The sequence below is a fragment of the Acinetobacter sp. KH_038 genome, assembly GCF_057839405.1.
In genome coordinates this window covers 2,558,283-2,580,681 of the sequence record NZ_CM174489.1, presented here as the reverse complement: position 1 = coordinate 2,580,681, position 22,399 = coordinate 2,558,283, and the positions used below count along the sequence as shown (strand labels likewise).

The window sequence follows — 22,399 nt, the reverse complement described above, 5'->3', positions numbered from 1 at the left end:
GGTCTTGTGATGAATAATGAACAGCTCACTGAAATTTTAAAAGCCGCTTTTCCCGAGGCGGATGTTGCTGTGAGTGGTCAGGGCGGAAAATTCGATCTCCGTATCGTGGATGATCAATTTGAAGGTAAGCGTCCAGTTGCACGGCAACAAGCTGTTTATGCTCCTCTCAATGCCCATATTGCCAGTGGTGCAGTTCACGCAGTGACAATTCGAGCAATGACAAAAGAAGAATGGCGCAAAGCAAGCTTATTTGGAGCTTAATAAATTAATGGATAAATTTTTAATTCAGGGCGGTATCAAGCTCGAAGGTGAAGTGCGTATTTCCGGTGCGAAAAATGCAGCTCTGCCCTTATTAGCAGCAATGATTCTTGCTGAAACACCAACTACGCTCAAAAATGTTCCCAATTTGAAAGATGTGAACACATTGGTGAAGCTGATTGCTGGTCTCGGGATCACCATGAGTTATGAAGGTGATACTGTTATTGCAGATACCTCGACATTAGATAACCAGTTTGCACCATACGAACTCGTAAAAACCATGCGTGCTTCTATTTTGGTGCTTGGCCCGTTACTGGCGCGCTATGGTAGTGCGAAAGTGTCTTTGCCAGGGGGCTGTGCGATTGGTTCGCGTCCTGTCGATCAGCATTTAAAAGCGCTAGAAGCTTTAGGTGCACAGATTGAAGTTGAAGCCGGTTATGTACATGCCAAAGTCGATGGTCGTCTTAAAGGTGGCGAAGTCGTTTTCGATATGGTAACTGTCGGTGGAACAGAAAATATCTTGATGGCTGCGGTGTTGGCCGATGGTGTGACCACAATTCGCAATGCAGCACGTGAGCCTGAAATTACTGATCTTGCGCAAATGCTGATCAAGATGGGCGCAAAAATTGAAGGTCTGGATACAGATACTTTAGTGGTGACCGGTGTCGAAAGTCTGCATGGCTGTGAATATGCTGTCGTGGCTGACCGGATTGAAACCGGTTCATATCTGGCAGCAGCAGCGATCACTGGCGGCCGTATCAAAACTACCCATACCGATCCATCGCTGATGGAAGCGGTGCTGGATAAATTTGAGGAAATGGGTGCAGAAGTCACTCGTGGTGACGACTGGATTGAGCTGGATATGTTAGGTAAACGTCCAAAGGCTGTTAGCTTCCAGACCTTGCCCCATCCAGAATTTCCAACTGATATGCAGGCCCAGATCATGGCTGTAAATGCTATTGCTGAAGGCTTTGCCACAATTTCAGAAACGATTTTTGAAAACCGTTTTATGCATGTTCCCGAACTGGCACGTATGGGAGCAAACATTCAGGTTGAAGGTAATGATGCTGTGGTGACTGGGGTAGAAAAACTTTCTGCTGCGCCGGTGATGGCAACAGATTTACGGGCTTCTTTCTCTTTGGTACTGGCAGCACTTGCCGCTGAAGGTGAAACGCTGATTGACCGCATTTATCACATTGACCGTGGTTATGAAGATGTAGAAGCAAAGTTACAAAGTTTAGGTGCCCAAATTAAGCGAGTAAATTAATGAGCGATATGAGAAACGATGATCCAAACTTTGACGTAATGGGCAATTTTGATCATGGTTTAACTTTGGCATTAAGTAAGGGTCGTATCTTAAAAGAAACATTGCCACTGCTTGAAACAGCAGGGATTAATTTACTGGAAGATCCGGATAAATCACGTAAACTGATTTTTCCCACTACGCATAAACAGGTTCGTATTTTAATTTTACGTGCTTCTGATGTGCCGACTTATGTAGAAAATGGCGCAGCCGATATTGGTGTGGCCGGTAAAGACGTATTGATGGAACATGGCGCGCAAAATGTCTATGAACCCTTGGATCTGAAAATTGCAGTATGCAAGTTGATGACTGCTGGAAAGGTCGGGATGCAGCGTCCTAAAGGTCGTTTGAAAATTGCGACCAAGTACGTCAACTTAACCCGTCAATACTATGCAAGCCTCGGTGAACAGGTCGATGTAATCAAGCTGTATGGTTCTATGGAACTTGCGCCACTGGTCGGTCTGGGTGATTACATTGTCGATGTGGTTGATACCGGAAATACCTTACGCGCCAACGGTTTAGAGCCACTTGAAGAAATCTGTAAAGTATCTTCACGTTTAATTGTCAACAAAGCCAGCTTCAAACGTAAGCAAGCCTTGTTAAATCCGATTCTGGCACAGCTTGAAAAAGCAGTGGAAGAACGTGAAGCTGCGAAACAAGTATAATTGAGTTTGTATTTGAAAAGACCGTCCCATTGGGGCGGTTTTTTTATCAATGATTGACAGGAATGCAATAAGACTGAATTCTCAGGATTTGTGATCCGTGATTGAATTTGTAAATATCACAAGCTCGAATGACTTGATCCAGGCCGGCTGAGTGGAAAGTAGTTTCACCTTGAATAATAATGAAATTTTGACAAATATGGGTGTGCTCTATTGTAAATAGATGAGGTGTATTTCGAAAAGAGGTCTCAATTGTGGCGATGTGATTGAGTACAGTTTCTTTTCCGATTAAGCTGCGTTCACCGATGATCTCCCAAACTATGTCGTCAGAAATATAGGAATGTAATTGATTAAAGTGTCCGAGAGAAAACTGTTGGGCAATCTGTATGGCATCCATCTTTATACTCTTATTTTTCGGATGATGTTTTGATCTTGAGTCTAGATTGAACGAGTTTGGCAATAAAATCAAAAGTTATTATTCATGAAAGATGTGTCATTCCAAGTTGAATCTTGTCCACAATAATCAGGAAACAAGGTAAACTAAAGCCTCCCATTATTTTCATTGTGGATAAATTGATGCGACGTTTATCGACTCAAGATCAAAATTTCAAACAAGTTTTTGCAGATTTGTTGGCTTTTGAAACTGTGAGTGACCCAGAACTATTAAAAACTGTAGACCAAATCATTGCCGATGTTCGTCAACATGGTGATGCTCATGTTCTTAAACTCACCCAACAGTTCGATCGACATCCAGCGCATCAATTTTCAGAGCTAGAGTTAACCCAAGAACAACTCAAAGCTGCTTTTGAGGGTTTAAGCACAGAAGTACGTGAAGCTTTAGAGCTGGCTGCCAACCGTGTACGTGAATTTCACCAGGCACAAAAACAGGATGGCTGGACTTATGTGGATGCTCTGGGTAATACCTTAGGTCAAAAAGTGACGCCGCTTGATCGAGTCGGCATCTATGTACCGGGTGGCTTAGCGTCTTATCCATCTTCAGTGTTAATGAATGCGGTACCTGCACATGTAGCGGGTGTACCTGAAATTATCATGGTGGTTCCTGCACCGAATGGTGAACTCAATCCATTGGTATTGGCTGCTGCATATTTGGCTGGCGTAACACGTGTATTTACCATTGGTGGTGCGCAAGCGGTTGCGGCATTGGCGTATGGTACTGAAACTGTCCCACCTGTCGATAAAATTACCGGACCAGGTAACCGTTTCGTGGCTGCAGCAAAACGTGCTGTTTTCGGTCAGGTCGGTATCGATATGATTGCTGGCCCTTCTGAAATTTTAGTCTATGCCGAAGGCGAAAATGATGCTGAATGGTTAGCAATGGACTTATTGTCACAAGCTGAGCATGATACCGTGGCACAAGCGGTCTTTATTACACCTGACGAAGCACTTTTAAATGCAGTCGGTGAGTGGATTGAAAAGCATTTAGAAGCTTTACCAAAAGCAGATATTGCACGTACATCTATTGAAAACCGTGGTGCATTGGTCTTGGTCAAAGACCGGGCAGAGGGGACAGCATTGATTAATCAGGTTGCACCTGAACATTTGATGCTATGCCTAGATGAAGCAGAGAAAATGGCTGAAGATATTCGTCATGCCGGTGCCATCTTCATGGGGCGTTATACTCCAGAAGCGATTGGTGACTACTGTGCCGGTCCAAACCACGTATTGCCAACTTCAGGTACAGCACGTTTCTCATCACCCCTAGGTGTTTATGATTTTCAGAAGCGTTCGAGCCTGATCATGTGCTCGCAAGACGGTGTGAAAACTTTGGCGAAAACAGCAGATATTTTGGCACAGCAGGAAAATCTGGATGCACATGCCAGATCAGCACGTTATCGTTATCAGTAAGTCATATAAATTATACAAAAGATATTCCTCTCCCTGAATGAGCTTTAAGGACTCCTTTAAAGCGAGGTGCAAGAGAGCTTAGTAGAGGGCGCTAAAAGTGACCTCTTCCTAACCCTCTCCTAGAAGGAGAGGGAAAAACACATAAATAATGCATATTCCTCTTCCTGAATAAGCTTTAAGCATTGATTGAACGTGAAATGCAAGAAAAGCTAGGAGAGGGAACTACGAGATTTAAAAATGAATATCACCACAGAACAAATGCGTTTTTGGAGTCCTGACGTACGTGAATTAGAACCGTATACGCCGGGTGAACAGCCAAAAATCCAGAATATTTTAAAACTGAATACCAATGAAAATCCGTACCCACCCTCACCCAAAGTGGTGGAAGCGGTGCAAAAGGTTTTAGCGAATGGCGCAGATGTTCTACGTTTGTATCCAGACCCAGATGCATCGGAGCTTAAACATGCCATTGCGAAACAGCAACATGTGCCTGTGGAAAATGTGTTTGTCGGGAATGGTTCGGATGAAGTCCTTGCTCACATTTTCAAAGCATTTTTTGTTCAAGAACAACCCTTGCTTTATCCAGATATCACCTATAGTTTCTATCCGGTTTATAGCCAGTTCTTTGGGGTAAAAACCAAAGTACTACCGCTCAATGACGATTTTGAAATCGTCGTGGATGATTACAAGCAAGCCAATGGCGGTATCATTATTACCAATCCAAATGCACCGACCAGTATTGCACTCGGTTTATCTGTAATTGAAGAAATTCTGCAAGCCAATCCGGATTCAGTGGTAGTAATTGACGAAGCCTATGTCGACTTTGGCGCTGAATCTGCGGTGGCATTGGTTGAGAAATACGAAAACTTGGTGGTATGTCAAACTACATCCAAATCTCGCTCACTTGCCGGATTACGTGTCGGTTTTGCCATTGCTCAGCCGCATTTAATTGCAGCGCTTGAAGCCGTAAAAAACAGCTTTAACTCCTATCCAATTGATCGTTTTGCGATTGCAGCTGCTGTTGCTTCTTTTGAAGACCAAGCTTACTTTGAAGCACAAAATGCCAAAGTGATTGCCAGTCGTGAGAAATTGAAAACGCAGTTACAAGGACTTGGATTTAAGGTCTTACCATCGGCTGCCAACTTTATTTTTGCGACATTGCCGACTAGGGATGCAGGCGAGCTTGCAAGTGAGTTGCGTGAACGTGGCATTATCGTGCGTTATTTTAATAAGCCACGTATCAATCAGTTCCTGCGGATCACGATTGGTACAGATGAGCAAAATCAGCGTTTAGTCGACACGCTAAAAAATGAGATTTTAACTTAATCTTCCCAAACCCCTCTTTATAAAAGAAGGGTTTTCTTAACTTAATTGAATTAGAGGATTCCCTCCTTTACTAAAGGAGGGTTAGGGTGGATTTGTAGAAAAAAGCGAATCAAATGATTCGCTTTTTGTTTATTCAGGCTGATACCAAGTATTTAACAGATCCAGCATCGCTGAAACCTTATCAAAGCATTCTTGGTATTCCGCATCACACTCAGAGGCAATGGTAATTCCGCCACCCGCCCATAAAGAAATATCTTGCTGATACTTTTGAATCGAGCGAATCAGAATATTCCAGGAACCGGTGCCATCAAAATTGAAATAGCCCATGGAACCGCAGTAAGCACCACGCGGAGCACCTTCAAGTTCTGCAATAATCTGCATGGCACGGATCTTGGGTGCACCGGTAATCGAACCGCCTGGCAGGGCAGACAGTAGTACATCAAATGGATTGATGTCCGCTCTTAAGGTTGCTTCAACCTCACTCACCATATGATGCACTTGATTGAAGCTTTCAATACTAAATAATTTTGGTGTTTTGACCGAGCCTGTTTCGGCATAAATACTTAAATCATTACGTAATAAATCCACAATCATGACATTTTCCGCCTGATCTTTTTCTGAAGCTTGCAAGGTCTGTCTGGACTGTTCATCAAGAACTGGATCAGCAAAACGTGGCATTGTGCCTTTAATCGGCTTGGTCAAAATTTTCCGATCTGCTTCGAATTCAATAAATAATTCGGGTGAACAACTGAGCAATTCAAACTCACCAATCCGCAAATAACCCGCATACGGTGCTTCGGTTAATGTCCAGAAATCCTGTGCTGTTGCTAAAAGTGAGCCTTGGGCATGACCCCTAAACTCCTGAGTCAGGTTAATCTGATAGCAGTCGCCGGCAACAATATAATCCTGAATTTGCTGAAAGGCCTGGGTGTAAGCAGACTTGGTCCAGCGTGAACTAAGGGGGCGTTTTAACTGAAAGCTAGGCTGAGTACTCTCTTGATTAAGTAAGCTCTGAATATAATTGAAGATCTGCTCTGCCTGCAGGTCATCACTGTAGAACATCCAACCTTCAGATGTCGGCTTGATATAGGAGCTAAACTGACCTATAAACAGGCGAGGTTGAGGGCGGTCTGGATACTGAATATATTGTTGAGCCGCATGATCATAGCCGATAAAACCGACATAACCGCCATTAAATCCGTGTGTTTGCTTCTGGCTTAATGCATTCATTTCTAAATTAAACACAGATGGACTAGGTTGATACTGTTCAATTCCTGTTCTTTTAAAAGACTGGATTTTTGAGGCCTGTGCAATGAAATATTCCTGAGCACAGCAGGCAATAAAAGGCTGACCATTATTATTTAAATACACCAGATGATCTAATGTCTTTAATGCAGACAATACATCTGCAACCAGAGGTGATTCAAATTTTAAGGGACGATGATAAAGAGCTTCGGTCATTCAGTTAAGCAGAGTTCAATATGACTCGCTATTTTATATCAAGAAGACAGGAAAATATTTTTAAATCATAAAATACCGTTTATCGGTAAGCATCGGATTGCGACCAACAACAGTTGATCAAAATCTGACTCAACGCTAAGTTAAGTGGGCTAGCAAATTACTCAAGGAAAGATGCTTAAGCTGTCAGAAAATAAAAAATACAGCCTAAACACTGAGTAATTCACAACCAAAAAAAATAGTACTCTTGGGAGAGTAAACAATGAAAAAATTCACAAAATTAGTTCTGGCGACTTCAGTTGCATTTAGTGCCAATGCGATGGCGATGCAAGCAATGGATGACGCATCTCTAAGCGCGACAACGGGTCAAGATGGTATCAACATTGGGATTGGTATTTCCAAAGTTGAAATTGAAAAAATGTATATTCATGATAATGATGGTTTGGCTGCAAACTCAACTTATGGTTATACACCAATTAGCATAAGTGACCTTGGTGTAGTAACTCCAGGTACAGCTGTAAGTAACGCTGTTAATGGTGGGACTAATAGCGGAGCTGCTGGTGCATTGGCTATTGATGGTATTACTATTACTGCGAATTATGATGCACTTCTATCATCTCGTAATTTGATGGATTTGAAAATTGACAGTGATGGTAGTTCAGATGGTGCATTCCTTAACATTGCTGCTGCAGTTTCAGGGCTTGATATTGATATTGGCGAGATCAGCGTTGCAAGATCAGGTGATGTGAATGCAACAGGCATTCGTCGCGGAGTGGCTGACGGTTCTGAAAAGGCAATCTTAAGTGGCTTAAGAATTAAGACAGGTCAAATGGCTGCTAACATTCAATTAGGTTCTTCACCTCAAGGTGCAATGATTTTACTTGATACAACAATGGTTGGTGGTTTAACGATTGAAGATCTAGGTATTTTGGATAACGCAGGTGGTGGTCAAGTGACTTTGGGTAAAATCCAGGTGGCTGATGCAAACAGTACAGATTTAGCGATCGAAGCAAAAATTTCTGTGACTACAGATGGTTTAGAAATTACCAGTGTTAAAGATGCGAACTTTGCAGGTACAGATATTTATATCCAAGGTGTTCACTTAGGTGCGGCAGCTCCGTCTTATGCTAACGTTACGCGTGGTACAAATGTAGGTGGATCTATCGGTGATGTAGAAATTCAAGGGATGAAAACCTCCTACGGTAATAAATTTACAGGCTATATTCCTGGATCAATTATTACTGTTTCAGGTCGTTAATATTCTATAAAAAAGCGCGTGTTGACACGCGCTTTTTTTATGACTGAAACATTTATCCAAAAAATAAAAAAAATGCTGTATTTTTTTGAAAAAGAAGGTATCTTTCTAGTTACAGGGAAGTAGAGTGAATGCTCTATAAAAAGAAAAATAGGCACATCATGCCCATATAAGAAAAGTTAATAATTATGTTAGAGATCGCGTTGGGCTCGGCATTGATGTATTACGCTGCCAAAGAAGCTCTGGATATCAAAAAACAGCCCTTGGGTGCTGTCCACTATACTGAAGTTCTCGACTCAAGAAATGATTCCTTTGTACGCATGCACCGTGAAGCTGTGCAGGTTAAACCGGCAATTCTGGATCAATTTCAAGGTATTGTACGTCAGGCTTATGATTATAGTTGTGGCTCGGCAGCGTTGACCACCTTGCTTAATGGATATATCGGTACGCAGCTAGACGAACAGCAAGTCATGAACGGACTGATGAAATTCGGTGAAACTGACAAAATTATTGAACGCCGTAGTTTCTCTCTGCTTGATATGAAGCGTTTTGTCTCAGCTTTGGGGCTAGAAAGTGGAGGTTATCGAGGGGAATTCAAAGATTTAGTCCAGCAAAATCAGCCCGCCATCGTTCCGATTTCTTATGCCGGATTCAAACATTTCGTGGTGTATAAAGGCTATAAAAATGGGCGGGTGTATGTCGCAGATCCCGCACTTGGTAACATCAGTTTCGACGAACAGCGTTTTAAGGATGTCTGGGAAAATAACACACTATTCTTAATTAATGTGCCTGAGCAATATCGTAAAAATTTCCTGGCCTTAAAAGAAGCAGACATGCGTCATGTAGAAGATGCCACGATTAATCGTTATGCCTTGGTTGATATGCAGTATCCACAATTCTATATGGATAAAATTGCCGACAAAGCTTCCACGATCCGTATGGACCGTAACCGTAATACAGAATCAGAGAAATTTGGGGAATATCAATATAATTTCCTCAGGCTGTATTACAAGAATAAATAAAACGAAAAAACAGTAATAAAAATTAAAATGGTGAAATGGATATGAACAGTAAATGGATGAACAAGACGTTCTTGGCACTGAGCATTCAAATGGTAATGGGCGTTGCATTTGCTGCAGAAGAGCCAGCACTGGGTGAATACGAAACGGTTGATGAGGAAGTTGTTGTTGAAACGACTACACCTGTACAGGCCGAAACTGAGCAAGTGGAAATACAGGCTTCAGAGGACTCCGAACTAGGAGAATATGAAACAGTTGAAGAAGCAGTGAGCGAAACTGCTGTAGCTGTAGACACCCAGGCCAGCCAGGTCCTGGATGCATCTCAGGCTTTACAGAAACAGGAAGGTGACGCCACTCAGGCGGCTAATCTGGAAGAAGTGTTTACTTCAAATGAACGTCAGTACTCACTTATTAAAAAGGGTGAGATTTCATCATATTATGATCTTGATTATACCTACTATCGAGATACTCAACTTGATATAGAAATGGCTCAGGGGCAATTATATCAACTGCGTGTACAAGAGAATGCCACGCATAATATGACCAATACGTTTACTTTCCAATATGGGGTAAAAGATAACCTGACCCTAACTGCATCTTTGCCTTTAGTCGCCAAGACCGACCTGTTGAAAGATACCTCTACTGCCGGACTGGGCGATATCAGTCTGGGCGCCCGCTGGGAACCGTTTCCATTAAAAGCTGGCCGTCTACCTTTAATTCTGTTTGGTAATCTATCAACAAAAACGGGTGACAGTCCCTATGAAATCAATGCAGCGACAGATCTGGCAGCCGGGAAGGGTTATTACTCGGCAGGGATAGGTGCCAGTACACGTAAATATATTGATCCGGTGGTGCTGTTTGCATCGGTTTCTGCCAACTATGGCTTTAAAGAATCAGGCCTGAACCAACGTCGTGGTTATCGCATTATTGAAGAGTTTGAACCCGGGATTAGTGGAGGCTTTGCTTTCGGTTTCGCCTACTCATTTAACTATGACGTATCGATGACCATGTCTTATCAGCAAAGCTTTAATACCGGCGCAGAATTTAGCTATAACACAGGGGAAAGCTACTCTGCTGCGGATCAGACCAGTTCCACTTTTGCAATCTCGTTAGGGGTGCGAGTCTCTCCCGAAACAATTGTGAATGGTACCGTCGGCTTAGGGCTGACCGAAGACGCGCCAGATGTTTCGCTGGGATTGTCATTCCCGCTTGATATTTTAGGTTTTGGTAAAAAAATCAGTTAATAGGGGTGTCGTATGAAAAACATTCGACTTAGCCCGTTATTAACAGGAATTATTCTTGCGGGCTGTTCAAGTTATACCTTTGCACAATTGGGAACCAACCTTTCGGTTGATTTACGTGCCTTGTCTATGGGAAATGCCGTTACTGCGGATCCCCCCGGAGTCAATGCAATTCACTTTAACCCGGCTGCACTGACTAAAATTGATGGTTTGCAAACCGAACAGCAGATTATTGTGGCAAATTTTGATATCCAGCGTGAGTTTACGGTACCGGCTGGCTATAACGTATTTGGCTACTCTGATGATCCTGTTGTCTGTAATGATGGACCTGAAGTTTCATCTGATTTATGTACTGATTTTAAAGGTCCAGTCAGTGGTGATGTGGAATATGTCAGCCTCTATGTACCTTTTCTGAAAAAAATGGTGGATTTAGGTGAAGGCCTTCCTTTGGCCGCACCAACTATGGGGATCGCTTATAACCCACCTGGATCTAAAGCGACTTATGCAACCGCAGTGTATGCACCTTTAGTCGCTGGTTTTGGTCATGAAGATGGTAATCCGGCAAACTTTATGGGGCAGCAGGTTGCTTTAGAGCGGATTACTTACCTGTCGCCATCGATTGGTTATGAGGTCAATGACCAGTTGTCGATTGGTGCTTCTATCGGGATGTCCTATCAGGCCATCGGGATGAAGACGGATTTGCGTTTTCCGAATGAGCTGATCGGCATGTTGCGTATGATCGATGAGGTTGTCTGTACGCCGTTTAAAGAAAATTCCGACATTATTACCGATATTCTATTGCTGGGAATCTGTAATGCTGATGAAGGCATGAATCCCTTTGGCAAGTTTGGCCAGATGCAATTGTCACTCGAGCAGAATTTAAGTCCAAGTTATAACCTGGGGGTCTTGTGGGAGCCGCGCGAAGACTTTAGCTTTGGCATGGTCTATCAAAGTGCCGCGAAAATGCGCTTAAAAGGTAAATATCATATTGATAATGCCAAAGCGCCGCAGGAAATGATCAAGGGTCTAATGACCTCGCCGACTGGGCAGATTCTAGCTGCTATTCTTGGATTTCCTAACTATATACCATCGAGTGAATCGGGTCTGGTGTCGATGGATTTTGAATATCCGGCGCATTTTCAGGCAGGTATCAAATATAAAGTCATGCCAGATTTACAGGTGAATTTCGATATTGGCTGGACAGACTACAAGGTCTGGGACGAGTTTAAATTCGAATTTGATCGTACCATTTCGGCTTTGAAAATTGCCAAAATTTTGTCTGCCAATGTCACTGATTCCACGCTGGCTTTACCGATGGGTTTTGAATCGCCGTGGAACTTCGGTATTGGGATGGAGTATTCGGCCACAGACCGTTTGAAACTTCGGGCCGGTTATGAGCCACGAACCAGTGCTATTCCAAAAAACAAGCGTAATACCATGATACCTATTAATGGTGCACAGTTATTTGGACTAGGTGTGGGCTATCGTTTTGATGCCGATACTGATCTGGATCTTTCTATTGGTTTCTTGCGCAGTAAAGACAATATTCCAGCAAATACCAGTAGTTTGGCCAACCAGACTGGAGTGAATAACCTGTTATTAAATCCATATGCCGGTTTAAACGTGAAAACAGATACCAAAATTACAATTTTAGGTTTGAACTATCGCACTCGTTGGTAAGGAAGAAATGATCAAGACAGGGAAAATTGGATGGAAAGTGGTACTGGCATTGAGTCTGGTACCCTGGTCTTTTGATATAAGCGCTAAAGAATTTATTACGATTATTGGTCCAGATGGGCGACCATTGGTCGTGCCACGTCATACGAATCCAGCAAAGAAAACCGAAGAAAAATCCCCATTATCAAAAAAAATGGCAGTTGCTCCGCCACCTCTTGTGAAGCAAGGTCTAGAAACAGGGCCGGTCATAAAAAATAGCTCAATGCAACTTCAGCCGGATCATAATACGCTTGTACAACCAGTACAACCAGTACAACCAGTACAACCAGTACAACCAGTACAACCAGTACAACCAGTACAACCAGTACAACCAGTACAACCAGTACAACCAGTACAACCAGTACAACCAGTACAACCAGTACAACCACAAACTGCACAAGAACCGGCAGGGCTTAAATTATCTGTAACACCTGACACACCGTCTCTGCAAACTCCTGAACCTATGACTTCCGTTCCAAGCACGAGGGTGCAGAAGCCAGGCTTTAGTCAGATTGAGGGGGTGGACTATGTAGATAGTGAATATCTCGAAAATAAAGAATTTAACCTGGAGGGTAAAAAACGTTTCTACAGTATGCCGGAGGGGGTTGTCGACAAGAATATTGGATCTACCCGGATACAGACGATCGAACGTGAAAAAGGGGTGGGGCAATCGGTATTAAAATCCTTATTCCAGACACCTAGCATAGATACGGGCCCAGTGGTACTGGCACACAGCTATTATCGTATTTCCCAGACCGAGACGATAGAAAGCTTGGGCAAGCAATGTTTTAATGACAAGAAAATTAAAAAAGCCAAACAGATTAGCCGTACAAAAGAAGTCAATTTATGGCCTCGTGCGCCTTTGAAATCAGATGAGTTCGATTTTGAAGTGGTTAAATTAACATCAGATCTTAAAAATATTCAGCTTCACTCTTATGCTTCACGGCAGAAAAATCCCACCTATTATTGGCCTTTTGTGGTCTTTTTAGACAATAAGGGCTGTGTGCTGGAAGGAGCTGGCGGTTTTAAAAATCAGGAAGGGCCAGCAAATATGATTCAGCATGAGCGTATAGAAGGCATTATTCAGATTCCTGCACAAACTGGATATGTGTTATTGACACCTTTGGCCTCAGCCATAGATGTTGAAGACAAGATGCTCACGAATTATGGACAACTAAAACTAGTCGCCATTCGATAAGGACTATTCGAGTATAACAAGATGAAAAATAAAATATTATATCCATTTGCTTTAACTACACTTTTGACTGCACTTACAGGATGTGGTGGGGAGAGTGCCAATGTGATTCCAGAAAAAAATAATGAAGCCACAACCAATGGAACATGCACAGCAGGCACCGATAATTGTGTGGAATGGGGGCTTGAATATCCACTGGATGGTTTGAACTTTAACTGTAGTGGCGATAAAGAAAATACCTTTATTACCCTATTTGATAGTAATGCGGGCGTGGCTTCCGGAACCTGTCAAAAAACAGATGAAATCGAATTTTATATACAGGGCTTTAGTTCAAGCAAGATTATGTTGGGTAAGCTTAAGCTCAGTGATTATGCCTCTTTCAGTACCCAGACTCAGCTACCGCGTTTAAGTGTGGTGGATATTGCAAAAGGGATTACGGGGCGTCGGGTGAATAATTTGGATCAGAGCGATCCGACCATCCAGGTGGCGATGCATCTGGTTAAAATTCTGCAAGCTCTGGCGTTACAAGAAGGCCGCATTGTGAATCCAACCGATGTGCAGCCCTTGTATATTACCGAAGAAATGCGCAAAGACCTGGGTAAATTGAATGGCAATATCAGCCTAACCGATGCCAACTTTGCTACAAAAATTAAGGATTTTATAGATATTAGCCAGATTTCTGATGAAGCAGCATTTGCCACAGTCAAAAAACTGGTAACCATTGCCAATGCTGCAGTTTATCAGCCGGAATTTTCACTATTTTCAACCTCGGGTGTGGTGGGAAGCAACCTGACAGGTTCAGATGGACTGGTAGGATGTAATAAAGCCCCTTGTGATATTAAGGATAGAAATACCAAGCATCTGTTTGGGCATTTTATGCTGATTACCGATCGTCAGGGTTATACTTTTGGCAGTGGCCTGCAGTGGCGTGATAGCCAGTTAAAACTGCCTGCCAAAAACCTGTCTTCATTAGGCGGAATTAATGCCGAACTTATCCGTAATGTGAAACCTGTGCAAATGACGGCCGATCCGCAAAGTTCATGGATTCATCCGACCAGCAAAACCATTAGCACCCCTTATCGCCTTAATATTGCAAATAATGTCACTCAGCTGGAACTGTATCAGGGGCGTCTGCTGAATGATTATGTGATTGCGGGTAAAGACGCTTTCTATAAAATGGTCACTGGACAGACAGAAGTGACTCCAGCCGATTTAGGTTTGTGGCGTCTGGAGGCGGATGGTGATCAATATAATGGTAGTATTGATTTATATAAAATTTTCCCAATTAGCTATTTAGATCGTACGGTATTTAAAACAGAGCAGAATGTAGCCAGTGGCGAAAAATATATTTTCCCGATGTATGCCAATCTGCAGTTTAAGTTTAGTGATACGACGGTTAGCCCAATCACTGTGGGAATTGTGATTGATAGTAATGGTGATGTACGCACCAATATGCAGTCTGCAAGCAATCTTGCGACCGATCCGGTAGCGGGCTGTCAGGGTGATGTACTGGATAGCAACCTATTACTGAATGGCGTACAACAATACCGTCTCGGGACTTTAGGGCGTGCATTTGTATCTGACAAATCGGTGTCAATGCGTCTGATTTTGGCCAATGAAAAATTAGGTGATTTGAATGGTGCCTTGGTTGGGGTAGATTCACGTATTGCGACTTCTGCAAATTCGAATGATACGATTGTCATTGGCGGTGCGCTGCTGAACTTGTCCAATGTTTTGGATACTGCTGTGGGTCAGAATGGTCGGGTATCTTTCCTGAATTCGGTCGGCGATGGGGTGCAATGGGCCAATACCTATGCCAGTTTCCAGAAGATTTATAACAATAACAATGAGGATGAAACCTCGGATGACATTAGTCTGGCAAAACGTGGCGGTGGGTCTGTTGAGTTCAAGCTTGCAGATTGTTACCGGGTAAAAGCGAAACAATAGTTTTCCGGAATATAAAAAAATCCCATCTGCGTATGGGATTTTTTATGCGTGATGAATAGGGAGAAATTTAACCGGTATGATCCAGACGTGAGCCTAATGTTTCCAGATGCATCGGGAAAATATTCTGTTTACGATCTTCAAAATAATGTCTCAGCGTATGCTCCACACTCGGGAATGCCAGCTCGGTCCAGGGAATATCTGCTTCATCAAACAGCCGCGCTTCTATGGTTTCCTCACCTGCACCAAATTTTCCATCGATCAGATTGGCTTTAAACAACACATAAATCTGGCCAATACGTGGAATGTTATACATACAATACAGCTGCTCAATCTCGACTTCGGCTTCAGCTTCTTCACGGGTTTCCCGCGCAGCGCCTTGCTCCATGGTTTCAAACAGTTCCATATAGCCGGCCGGCAGAGTCCATAAACCGTAACGCGGTTCAATGGCGCGGCGGCACAGCAGGACTTTATTGTTCCAGAGAACCAGAGCACCGCATATTACTTTCGGATTAATATAATGAATAGAGCCGCATGAATTACACACGCTGCGAACTTGCTGGTCGCCCAAAGGAACTTTTTCGGTCGTTTTATGTCCACAATTCACACAGAAGTTCATATTCATCATCAATGATAAAAGTAAGCTCAGGATAACTGAAAAATCAAAATTTGGCATCATTTCTATCCCGCCGAATCAAAAATCAGCTATGATGAAATTATGATCATGTTTAGGGCTGAAAGAATGGATGCGCGTGAGTTGACACAAAAGTTGCAGCAACGCTTACGGTTTTCCAAACGTATTCGATCTGCGCATGCGGCCGTGTTAATTGCGATTACAGATGAAGCTGATCCCAAAGTATTGCTGACCCGCCGTTCAGCCTATTTAAATAATCATGCCGGAGAAGTCTCTTTTCCGGGTGGCAAGCGTGATCCGCAAGATACCAGTAATATTGTGGTGGCTTTAAGGGAAGCCTATGAGGAAACCGCACTGAATCCTTTCGATGTGCATCTGATGGGTGACTTGCCCATGCAGAAAGCCCGTAACGGCATGCTGGTGAAACCGATTGTGGGACTGATTCCACCGGAAGTGAAGCTGGTTCCCCAACCGACAGAAATCGACCGGATTTTCTTCGCCTCCCTGCAACATCTGCTGGAAGCGACCCCCACGCCTTATGAAGTCCGTTTTGCCCAGCAGTCCTTATATTTTCCGAGTATGCGGGTAGAAAATGAAGTGGTCTGGGGCCTGACTGCACGGATGCTGATTTCCTTGTTCCAGTATGGGCTGGATTATAAAAAAGACTGGCCATTTTTGCTCAATTCACCAGCCTTCAAACGCTCCAAATTTTTTTAACCATTGAACAGGATTTTATCAATGTTGTATAAATTTCAGGGACATTTACCCACTGCGACACACCAGCCCTGGGATGGCTGGGTGGCAGCAACTGCTACAGTGATTGGACAAGTCGAACTCGGCCGCCAGGTCAGTGTTTGGTTTGGTGCCGTGATCCGGGCAGATAATAGCAAAATTACCTTGGGTGATTTCACCAATGTACAGGAAAATGCAGTGCTGCATACCGATGCCGGTATTGAGATGCAGATCGGCAATTATGTCACCATCGGGCATCAGGCCATGCTGCATGGTTGCAGCATTGGTGATAATAGCCTGATCGGGATTCAGGCCGTGATTTTGAATAATGCCGTGATTGGCAAAAATTGTATTATCGGTGCCAATGCCCTGATTCCTGAAGGCAAGGTCATTCCAGATAATTCTGTGGTGATGGGTTCACCGGGTAAAGTGGTGAAAACGCTGGATGAGGACAGCATTCAGAAACTGAAAATGAGTGCCATGCACTATGCCGGGCATTTTCAGAAATTTCAGGATCTGGAAGAAGTTCAGCTTTAATGCTATGCATTAGATAATTGTGATAAGCCTAGATTTTCTAGGCATTTTTGTATCTGTTTCGGGAAAATCTCGCGTAGCGGATATGAGTGGAGTATTATATCCGCGTTTTTTATATTCTTTGAATTAAGGTTGTGCATGAAAGTGCTGGCATTGGAGACTGCCAATGAGCAGTGTTCCGTCTCTGTAATTGATGATACTCAAGAACTATTTTTTCAGCTTGATGCGCGCGCCAAGGCACAAACGCAAACGATTCTCCCGATGATTGAACAAGGTCTGCAAGATCTTGGACTGGCGATTGCGGATTTAACCGCGATTGCCTTTAGCCGTGGCCCGGGTTCTTTTAGTGGTGTGCGGATTAATGCTGCGGTGACTCAGGCTTTGGCCTGGTCCAATGATGTGCCGGTGATTCCGGTATCGACCTTGCAGGCCTTGGCGCAGGCGGCTTATCGCCTGCATGGTCTGACCCAAGTGTCTGCCGTACTGGATGCGCGCATGAGCGAAGTCTATATTGCCAGCTATCAACTGGATGCTCAGGGAATCATGCAGCCAGTCGATGAAGAGCAGCTGTTAAGTTATGCCGAAGGCACTCAGGCGGTACGGTTTACTCCGGTCGGTTCAGGGGCGAATCTGCTACAAAGCGAAGCCTCTATGTATAAAGATGTGCATGCAACTGCGCAGGATATTGCCAGCATTGCACGTGCGGCAGCAAAAACAGAAAATTGGGTCAGTGCAGAATTGGCGCTCCCGGTCTATTTACGCGATAACGCGTGGAAAAAAATTCCAGAACAAGGCAAAGCATAATTAATTAGGATAGAGCATGGATCTTTTACTGCTACTCAAAGCGGCAATCATGGGTATTATCGAGGGTATTACCGAATTTTTGCCGATTTCCAGTACGGGCCATTTAATTTTGGCCTCAGAATTAATGAATTTCTGGACCAAGGAAAAGAGTGATGTATTCGTCATTGCGATCCAGATGGGTGCAATTGCAGCGGTGATCTATGAATATTGGGCCCGTCTTTGGGGCGCAGCGACCGGAATTGTCAGCGGTGAACCACAAGGTCGTCGTTTAGGCATTGGCCTGATTCTGGCGTCTATCCCGATTATATTGATTGGTCTAAGCTTGGGACAAACGGTTAAACAGTTTCTGTTTAATGATATTGCGATTGCCATTGGTTTGATTGTCGGCGGCTTGATCATTATCTGGATTGAAAAACATCCACCCAAAGTCCGCGCACATGAAGTTGAAGATCTCAGTATTAAAGATGCCATCTGGATTGGTCTGATTCAGGTCTTGTCCTTGATTCCGGGGACATCGCGCTCAGGTGCGACCATCATCGGCGCGATGTTTCTGGGGGTGTCACGTAAGGCTGCAACTGAATTCTCATTCTTCCTGGGTATTCCGGTGATTATTGGTGCTGGGCTGCTGGACCTTTATCAAAGCTATGATGTGTTAAATACCACTGAAGACTGGACCGTCATCGGGGTCGGACTTCTGGTGTCTTTTATTTCAGCACTGTTACTCATTCGCGCGCTGGTGGCCTATGTGGCTAAACGCGACTTTATGATCTTTGCCTGGTATCGTATTGCTTCGGGTCTGCTGATTTTATTATTTGCCTATACAGGTTGGAAATTATGGTAAGCGCGATTCGCTTATATGCCGAATCTGAATATCAACAGAAAGCACAGCACTTCGAGGCTGTGCTTTCTTCTCGTGGGGTCGAGGTCAAGATTGAAACGGTTGAAAAACTTAATGCGCGTTTCTTTCGTTTAAATCCTGAGCTGGCACTCTGTGTCGATGCTGACGGACTCTGGCTTTGTGCCAATGGCATGAAAATGCAGCCGGACTGGCAAGCCGAGACTGGCCGTTTAAAACGAGCATCTTTAAAGTCGGAAATGATTGCACGCGCCTGTAATTTGGCTGAGAAACCAGGCCTGATTGATGCTACTGCAGGTCTGGGACATGACAGTCTGTTGATGGCACATTTAGGCGCACAGGTGACGCTGGTGGAACGGCATCCGATATTATTTACTTTGCTTGAAGATACGCATAACCGTGCCCAGACTGATGCATTCCTGAGTCAAGTGGTATCCCGGATTCAACTGGTCTTTTCAGATTCCGCCGATTATTTAAAACAGCAGGCCGGGCAGCATAACATCGTCGATGTGGTCTATCTTGATCCGATGTTTCCACAACGTGATCAAAACCAGCAGGCAGTCAAGAAACAGGCGCAAGTCAAAAAGCAGATGCAGCTGTTGCACATGCTGTTGCCTGAAGATGGCGAAATGGATCTGGGTGATAACCTGCTGGAATTGGCGCAAAAAATTGGCAAACGGGTAGTAGTTAAACGTCCACGTCTGGCGGTGTTTTTGGCAGGCAAAGCGCCAAATCATCAATGGCAAGGCGATGCTTGTCGTTTCGATGCATATTTTCAGCATGAACTTGTGGCTGAATAGGAGAATTGTTTCAATATTAAGCAGGGATTTGTTGTATATTTAAAAAATTGGCATTGATAAAAATGTTATCAAGCATAAACTTATTCAGCAACTTAGCGAGCTACTGATCTCCTTGAAATTCTATGATCGACTTCAAACCCTCCATTAATTTTTGGCACGATTTTAAGAGCAACCAAATTGCCGGGATGTGGTTATTTCTGGGATCTCGGCGTTCCTTGCAATTGGTGCGTCCATCGATCATGCAACTGGTGTTCTGGGGGATTCTGGGGGGATGTGCCAATAGTCTGTTTAGCTGGCTCAGTTCAGGCCGCATGGGCGACTTTAATTCGCAGGGCCTGATCAGTTATGCGCTGTGGCCTTTTATTGCGTTAATCGTTGGTATTTTTCTGTCGCAACGGATCAATAACCTGCGTTTGATGCTGGTACCGGCATTGTTATGGCTGGTCTTAGATACTCATATCATGCTGTTCCAGTGCCTGATTCAATATCTGGGTGACCTGGACTATCTGCCATATATCCTGTACGGCTATATTCCGACGTTATTTGTCATGCTGTTTGTCTGGCAAAGTCTGGCTGTGGTCTGGGTGATTTCACGTGAATTAAAATGGCCCTGGTGGGAACGTGCGCTGATTATGCTGGCGACCTTGTTTACCCTGGTGGTCTGGCAGATTTCAGTCAAAGATCAACCGATCTGGAAAGTCGAAGAAATTCCGCCAAGTTTTGCCGAAGATGCCTTCTATGCCCAGCCGGTTCTGCTGAATAAAGCCCTGGAAAATATTGAATATGGTGAATTTGCCCAATCGCACTGGTATTTTATGGGGGTGGCGGGCGCAAGTTATCAGGATGTTTTCCATTCTGAAATCGAGCGGATCAAGGAACAGTTTGATACCCGTTTTGGCACCTATGGCCGCTCTATTGCTTTGGTGAATCATCCGGCGACACGCACCACCATGCCGATTGCATCGAAAACCAGTATGGAGCTGGCACTGCGCCGTATGGGGCAGCAGATGAACCGCGAAAGTGATGTGTTATTTTTATATATGACTTCGCATGGTTTGCCGAATGTGTTTGAAATGGAAAATGCACCGCTGGACTTGGCACAGGTCGATCCAAAATGGTTGCGCGAAACGCTGGATGCAGCAGGTATACGCTGGCGTGTGGTGGTGATTTCAGCCTGTTTCTCCGGCAGCTTTGCTTCGGCTTTACAGAATGACAATACCCTGGTCATTACTGCATCAGCAGCAGATCGCCAGTCTTTTGGCTGTTCCAATGAAGCCGATTATACCTATTTTGGTCGTGCTTTCTTTGATGAAGCCATGCGTGAAAATAGCAGTTTGCAAAGTGCTTTCGCTCAGGCCAAAGCGACCGTGGCAAAATGGGAATCGGCACAAGGTTTTGAGCCTTCAGAGCCGCAGTGGGTGATTGGCAAGAATATGCAGTTGATGTTGCCACAACTCGAGCAACGCTTGTTTCCACAGAGCAGTACCGCCACACAATCTCCCTAGAGCAATCTCATCAACAGATCGGCTGCAATAATAAGGAATCGCAATGGAACTGATACAGAACAATAGAAGCTTTGAAGGTGAACAACGAATTTATCGTTTTGATTCCCGTACGTTGAAAACACCGACCAAGTTTGGTATTTTCCTGCCGCCGCAGGCTTTAGAAGGTCATAGCTGTCCTGCACTGTTCTATCTGGCAGGGCTGACCTGTACCGAAGAAACGTTTGCAATCAAGGCCCACGCCCAGCGTCTGGCAGCACAATTGGGCCTGATCCTGATCACACCGGATACATCACCACGCGGTGAAGGTGTGGCAGAGGGCGACAACTGGGATATCGGTCAGGGGGCAGGCTTTTATATCAATGCCACCGAAGCGCCGTGGGCGGAACATTATCAGATGGAAAGCTTTATTGTCGATGAACTCTATGCACTGGTCACAGAAGAGTTTGTGATTCAGCCGGGCAAGATCGGCATATTCGGCCACAGTATGGGCGGGCATGGCGCATTGACCCTGGCTTTTAAATATCCGGAAAAATTTAGTTCGGTTTCAGCCTTTGCACCAATTTGTGCGCCGAGCCAATGTCCTTGGGGAGACAAAGCTTTCTCGAATTATCTGGGTGAAAACCGTGAAGAATGGCTCAAGCATGATGCGACCGCTTTGGTTCAGGAGAAAGGTGCATTGTTCAATGATATCCTGATTGATCAGGGGTTCTCAGACCAGTTCTATAGTCAGCTTAATCCAGCCTTGTTTCAGCAGGCTTGTGATACCGTGAACCAGCCCTTAACTTTGCGTGAACATCAGGGCTATGATCATGGGTATTACTTTATTCAAAGTTTTGTAGATGACCATTTACAGTTTCATGCGGTACAGCTGCAGCCTTAAATTCAACATTATTCATATAAAAAAGCCCTGAATAACAGGGCTTTTTTTATCGCTTATCTTTGCCAGTCTGCGGTTAAATCTTCCTGTCCCATACGGATCAGATGATCCAGAACCACATTTTCCAGTTTATCGAAATCGGTAGATTCATCGCTGCTCTGGATAGTTACAAGCAAATGCTCAGACTGAGGGACTAGAATTATCTCTGCACTGGGAAAATGAATCAGAGTTTGCTGTGCGGTTTCTTCGATCGTAAATTTATGCTTCCAGTGATTGGATAAGCGTTTGGCCAGGCGCTGCGCCTGTTGAGTCTGGATCTGGGCGGTACTTTGCATGCTGACTACTCTAACCTTTTCATTATTCATCAAACTTTAAATCAAATTATAGGACATGCATAAGCCAGAAAGCGTTACA

Annotated in this window: 22 protein-coding genes; 18 read left to right on the top strand and 4 right to left on the bottom strand. The window is 44.1% G+C overall.

Going from position 1 to position 22,399, the window contains the following annotated elements; genetic code table 11:
* Positions 1-9 precede the first annotated feature (9 nt).
* Genes ibaG through hisG form a run of 3 tightly spaced genes read left to right on the top strand, consistent with a single transcriptional unit; the run spans position 10 to position 2,226 of the window.
* A complete protein-coding gene (ibaG, locus tag AC3IT7_RS12180) occupies positions 10-261 on the top strand; it encodes a BolA family iron metabolism protein IbaG (RefSeq protein WP_004646023.1) in 252 nt (83 codons plus the stop codon).
* A gap of 7 nt (positions 262-268) precedes the next feature.
* Positions 269-1,525: a UDP-N-acetylglucosamine 1-carboxyvinyltransferase gene (gene murA / locus AC3IT7_RS12175; RefSeq protein WP_489248646.1), complete on the top strand. Its 1,257-nt coding sequence runs from the start codon at positions 269-271 to the stop codon at positions 1,523-1,525.
* On the top strand, positions 1,525-2,226 hold the full coding sequence (gene hisG / locus AC3IT7_RS12170) for an ATP phosphoribosyltransferase (protein WP_489248645.1): 702 nt from the start codon (positions 1,525-1,527) through the stop codon (positions 2,224-2,226). The genes murA and hisG overlap by 1 nt, the downstream gene beginning before the upstream one ends.
* A gap of 46 nt (positions 2,227-2,272) precedes the next feature.
* On the opposite strand, the gene AC3IT7_RS12165 is transcribed toward hisG, so the two are convergent.
* Complete coding sequence (locus AC3IT7_RS12165) at positions 2,273-2,620, bottom strand: nuclear transport factor 2-like protein (protein ID WP_489248644.1); 348 nt, start codon at positions 2,618-2,620, stop codon at positions 2,273-2,275.
* Between the two features lie 167 nt (positions 2,621-2,787).
* Here AC3IT7_RS12165 and hisD point away from each other — a divergent pair, with 167 nt between their 5' ends.
* Positions 2,788-4,089 (top strand): histidinol dehydrogenase, encoded by a 1,302-nt coding sequence (hisD, locus tag AC3IT7_RS12160; protein WP_489248643.1) that lies wholly within the window; start codon positions 2,788-2,790, stop codon positions 4,087-4,089.
* A 237-nt stretch (positions 4,090-4,326) separates the two neighbouring features.
* On the top strand, positions 4,327-5,415 hold the full coding sequence (gene hisC / locus AC3IT7_RS12155; RefSeq protein WP_489248642.1) for a histidinol-phosphate transaminase: 1,089 nt from the start codon (positions 4,327-4,329) through the stop codon (positions 5,413-5,415).
* A 129-nt stretch (positions 5,416-5,544) separates the two neighbouring features.
* Here hisC and AC3IT7_RS12150 read toward each other — a convergent pair whose 3' ends face one another.
* The gene (locus AC3IT7_RS12150) at positions 5,545-6,876 is read right to left on the bottom strand and encodes an anthranilate synthase component I family protein (RefSeq protein WP_489248641.1); all 1,332 of its coding nucleotides are present in this window, start codon (positions 6,874-6,876) and stop codon (positions 5,545-5,547) included.
* A gap of 259 nt (positions 6,877-7,135) precedes the next feature.
* Between AC3IT7_RS12150 and filA the strand changes: the two genes are divergently transcribed.
* From filA to filF, 6 genes are all read left to right on the top strand, one after another.
* Entirely contained in the window at positions 7,136-8,131 is a 996-nt protein-coding gene (gene filA / locus AC3IT7_RS12145; RefSeq protein ID WP_218208998.1) for a putative pilus system protein FilA, read from the top strand.
* A gap of 185 nt (positions 8,132-8,316) precedes the next feature.
* A complete protein-coding gene (gene filB / locus AC3IT7_RS12140; protein WP_489248640.1) occupies positions 8,317-9,150 on the top strand; it encodes a putative pilus system C39 family peptidase FilB in 834 nt (277 codons plus the stop codon).
* A gap of 35 nt (positions 9,151-9,185) precedes the next feature.
* Positions 9,186-10,391: a putative pilus system protein FilC gene (gene filC / locus AC3IT7_RS12135; RefSeq protein ID WP_489248639.1), complete on the top strand. Its 1,206-nt coding sequence runs from the start codon at positions 9,186-9,188 to the stop codon at positions 10,389-10,391.
* A 12-nt stretch (positions 10,392-10,403) separates the two neighbouring features.
* Positions 10,404-12,068 carry a putative pilus system OmpP1/FadL family transporter FilD gene (gene filD, locus AC3IT7_RS12130; RefSeq protein ID WP_489248638.1) on the top strand — a complete coding sequence of 555 codons (1,665 nt, stop codon included), beginning with the start codon at positions 10,404-10,406 and terminating at the stop codon, positions 12,066-12,068.
* A gap of 7 nt (positions 12,069-12,075) precedes the next feature.
* On the top strand, positions 12,076-13,302 hold the full coding sequence (filE, locus tag AC3IT7_RS12125; RefSeq protein ID WP_489248637.1) for a putative pilus assembly protein FilE: 1,227 nt from the start codon (positions 12,076-12,078) through the stop codon (positions 13,300-13,302).
* 21 nt (positions 13,303-13,323) lie between these two features.
* The gene (gene filF / locus AC3IT7_RS12120) at positions 13,324-15,246 is read left to right on the top strand and encodes a putative pilus system protein FilF (RefSeq protein ID WP_489248636.1); all 1,923 of its coding nucleotides are present in this window, start codon (positions 13,324-13,326) and stop codon (positions 15,244-15,246) included.
* A gap of 67 nt (positions 15,247-15,313) precedes the next feature.
* Here filF and AC3IT7_RS12115 read toward each other — a convergent pair whose 3' ends face one another.
* Complete coding sequence (locus tag AC3IT7_RS12115) at positions 15,314-15,862, bottom strand: NUDIX hydrolase (RefSeq protein WP_475654481.1); 549 nt, start codon at positions 15,860-15,862, stop codon at positions 15,314-15,316.
* 123 nt (positions 15,863-15,985) lie between these two features.
* Between AC3IT7_RS12115 and AC3IT7_RS12110 the strand changes: the two genes are divergently transcribed.
* The 7 genes from AC3IT7_RS12110 to fghA all read left to right on the top strand — a co-directional run bounded on the left by AC3IT7_RS12110 (position 15,986) and on the right by fghA (position 21,988).
* On the top strand, positions 15,986-16,594 hold the full coding sequence (locus tag AC3IT7_RS12110; RefSeq protein WP_489248635.1) for an NUDIX hydrolase: 609 nt from the start codon (positions 15,986-15,988) through the stop codon (positions 16,592-16,594).
* Between the two features lie 21 nt (positions 16,595-16,615).
* Positions 16,616-17,146 (top strand): gamma carbonic anhydrase family protein, encoded by a 531-nt coding sequence (locus tag AC3IT7_RS12105; RefSeq protein ID WP_489248634.1) that lies wholly within the window; start codon positions 16,616-16,618, stop codon positions 17,144-17,146.
* 135 nt (positions 17,147-17,281) lie between these two features.
* Positions 17,282-17,947, top strand: coding sequence for a tRNA (adenosine(37)-N6)-threonylcarbamoyltransferase complex dimerization subunit type 1 TsaB (tsaB, locus tag AC3IT7_RS12100; protein WP_475654484.1), 666 nt, complete (start codon positions 17,282-17,284; stop codon positions 17,945-17,947).
* Between the two features lie 16 nt (positions 17,948-17,963).
* Positions 17,964-18,788, top strand: a complete 825-nt coding sequence (locus AC3IT7_RS12095) for an undecaprenyl-diphosphate phosphatase (protein ID WP_475654485.1) — start codon at positions 17,964-17,966, stop codon at positions 18,786-18,788.
* Complete coding sequence (locus AC3IT7_RS12090; RefSeq protein WP_489248633.1) at positions 18,782-19,603, top strand: class I SAM-dependent methyltransferase; 822 nt, start codon at positions 18,782-18,784, stop codon at positions 19,601-19,603. Before AC3IT7_RS12095 ends, AC3IT7_RS12090 begins: the two co-directional genes overlap by 7 nt.
* Positions 19,604-19,725: 122 nt before the next feature.
* Positions 19,726-21,108, top strand: coding sequence for a C13 family peptidase (locus tag AC3IT7_RS12085; protein ID WP_489248632.1), 1,383 nt, complete (start codon positions 19,726-19,728; stop codon positions 21,106-21,108).
* 43 nt (positions 21,109-21,151) lie between these two features.
* Positions 21,152-21,988 carry an S-formylglutathione hydrolase gene (gene fghA, locus AC3IT7_RS12080; protein WP_489248631.1) on the top strand — a complete coding sequence of 279 codons (837 nt, stop codon included), beginning with the start codon at positions 21,152-21,154 and terminating at the stop codon, positions 21,986-21,988.
* 53 nt (positions 21,989-22,041) lie between these two features.
* Here the strand turns inward: fghA and AC3IT7_RS12075 are convergent, their stop codons facing one another.
* Positions 22,042-22,320 carry a DUF2218 domain-containing protein gene (locus tag AC3IT7_RS12075; protein WP_489248630.1) on the bottom strand — a complete coding sequence of 93 codons (279 nt, stop codon included), beginning with the start codon at positions 22,318-22,320 and terminating at the stop codon, positions 22,042-22,044.
* Positions 22,321-22,399: the final 79 nt, after the last annotated feature.

Excerpts from the sequence above, each read along its gene's own strand:
- filA (WP_218208998.1), top strand. The coding sequence starts at position 7,136 with ATGAAAAAATTCACAAAATTAGTTCTGGCGACTTCAGTTGCATTTAGT.
- filB (WP_489248640.1), top strand. The coding sequence starts at position 8,317 with ATGTTAGAGATCGCGTTGGGCTCGGCATTGATGTATTACGCTGCCAAA.
- fghA (WP_489248631.1), top strand. The coding sequence starts at position 21,152 with ATGGAACTGATACAGAACAATAGAAGCTTTGAAGGTGAACAACGAATT.
- filF (WP_489248636.1), top strand. The coding sequence starts at position 13,324 with ATGAAAAATAAAATATTATATCCATTTGCTTTAACTACACTTTTGACT.
- murA (WP_489248646.1), top strand. The coding sequence starts at position 269 with ATGGATAAATTTTTAATTCAGGGCGGTATCAAGCTCGAAGGTGAAGTG.
- AC3IT7_RS12075 (WP_489248630.1), bottom strand. The coding sequence starts at position 22,320 with ATGCAAAGTACCGCCCAGATCCAGACTCAACAGGCGCAGCGCCTGGCC.
- AC3IT7_RS12085 (WP_489248632.1), top strand. The coding sequence starts at position 19,726 with ATGATCGACTTCAAACCCTCCATTAATTTTTGGCACGATTTTAAGAGC.
- AC3IT7_RS12090 (WP_489248633.1), top strand. The coding sequence starts at position 18,782 with ATGGTAAGCGCGATTCGCTTATATGCCGAATCTGAATATCAACAGAAA.
- AC3IT7_RS12105 (WP_489248634.1), top strand. The coding sequence starts at position 16,616 with ATGTTGTATAAATTTCAGGGACATTTACCCACTGCGACACACCAGCCC.
- hisC (WP_489248642.1), top strand. The coding sequence starts at position 4,327 with ATGAATATCACCACAGAACAAATGCGTTTTTGGAGTCCTGACGTACGT.
- ibaG (WP_004646023.1), top strand. The coding sequence starts at position 10 with ATGAATAATGAACAGCTCACTGAAATTTTAAAAGCCGCTTTTCCCGAG.
- filE (WP_489248637.1), top strand. The coding sequence starts at position 12,076 with ATGATCAAGACAGGGAAAATTGGATGGAAAGTGGTACTGGCATTGAGT.
- AC3IT7_RS12110 (WP_489248635.1), top strand. The coding sequence starts at position 15,986 with ATGGATGCGCGTGAGTTGACACAAAAGTTGCAGCAACGCTTACGGTTT.
- hisG (WP_489248645.1), top strand. The coding sequence starts at position 1,525 with ATGAGCGATATGAGAAACGATGATCCAAACTTTGACGTAATGGGCAAT.
- AC3IT7_RS12115 (WP_475654481.1), bottom strand. The coding sequence starts at position 15,862 with ATGAACTTCTGTGTGAATTGTGGACATAAAACGACCGAAAAAGTTCCT.
- filD (WP_489248638.1), top strand. The coding sequence starts at position 10,404 with ATGAAAAACATTCGACTTAGCCCGTTATTAACAGGAATTATTCTTGCG.
- tsaB (WP_475654484.1), top strand. The coding sequence starts at position 17,282 with ATGAAAGTGCTGGCATTGGAGACTGCCAATGAGCAGTGTTCCGTCTCT.
- AC3IT7_RS12095 (WP_475654485.1), top strand. The coding sequence starts at position 17,964 with ATGGATCTTTTACTGCTACTCAAAGCGGCAATCATGGGTATTATCGAG.
- AC3IT7_RS12150 (WP_489248641.1), bottom strand. The coding sequence starts at position 6,876 with ATGACCGAAGCTCTTTATCATCGTCCCTTAAAATTTGAATCACCTCTG.
- AC3IT7_RS12165 (WP_489248644.1), bottom strand. The coding sequence starts at position 2,620 with ATGGATGCCATACAGATTGCCCAACAGTTTTCTCTCGGACACTTTAAT.
- filC (WP_489248639.1), top strand. The coding sequence starts at position 9,186 with ATGGATATGAACAGTAAATGGATGAACAAGACGTTCTTGGCACTGAGC.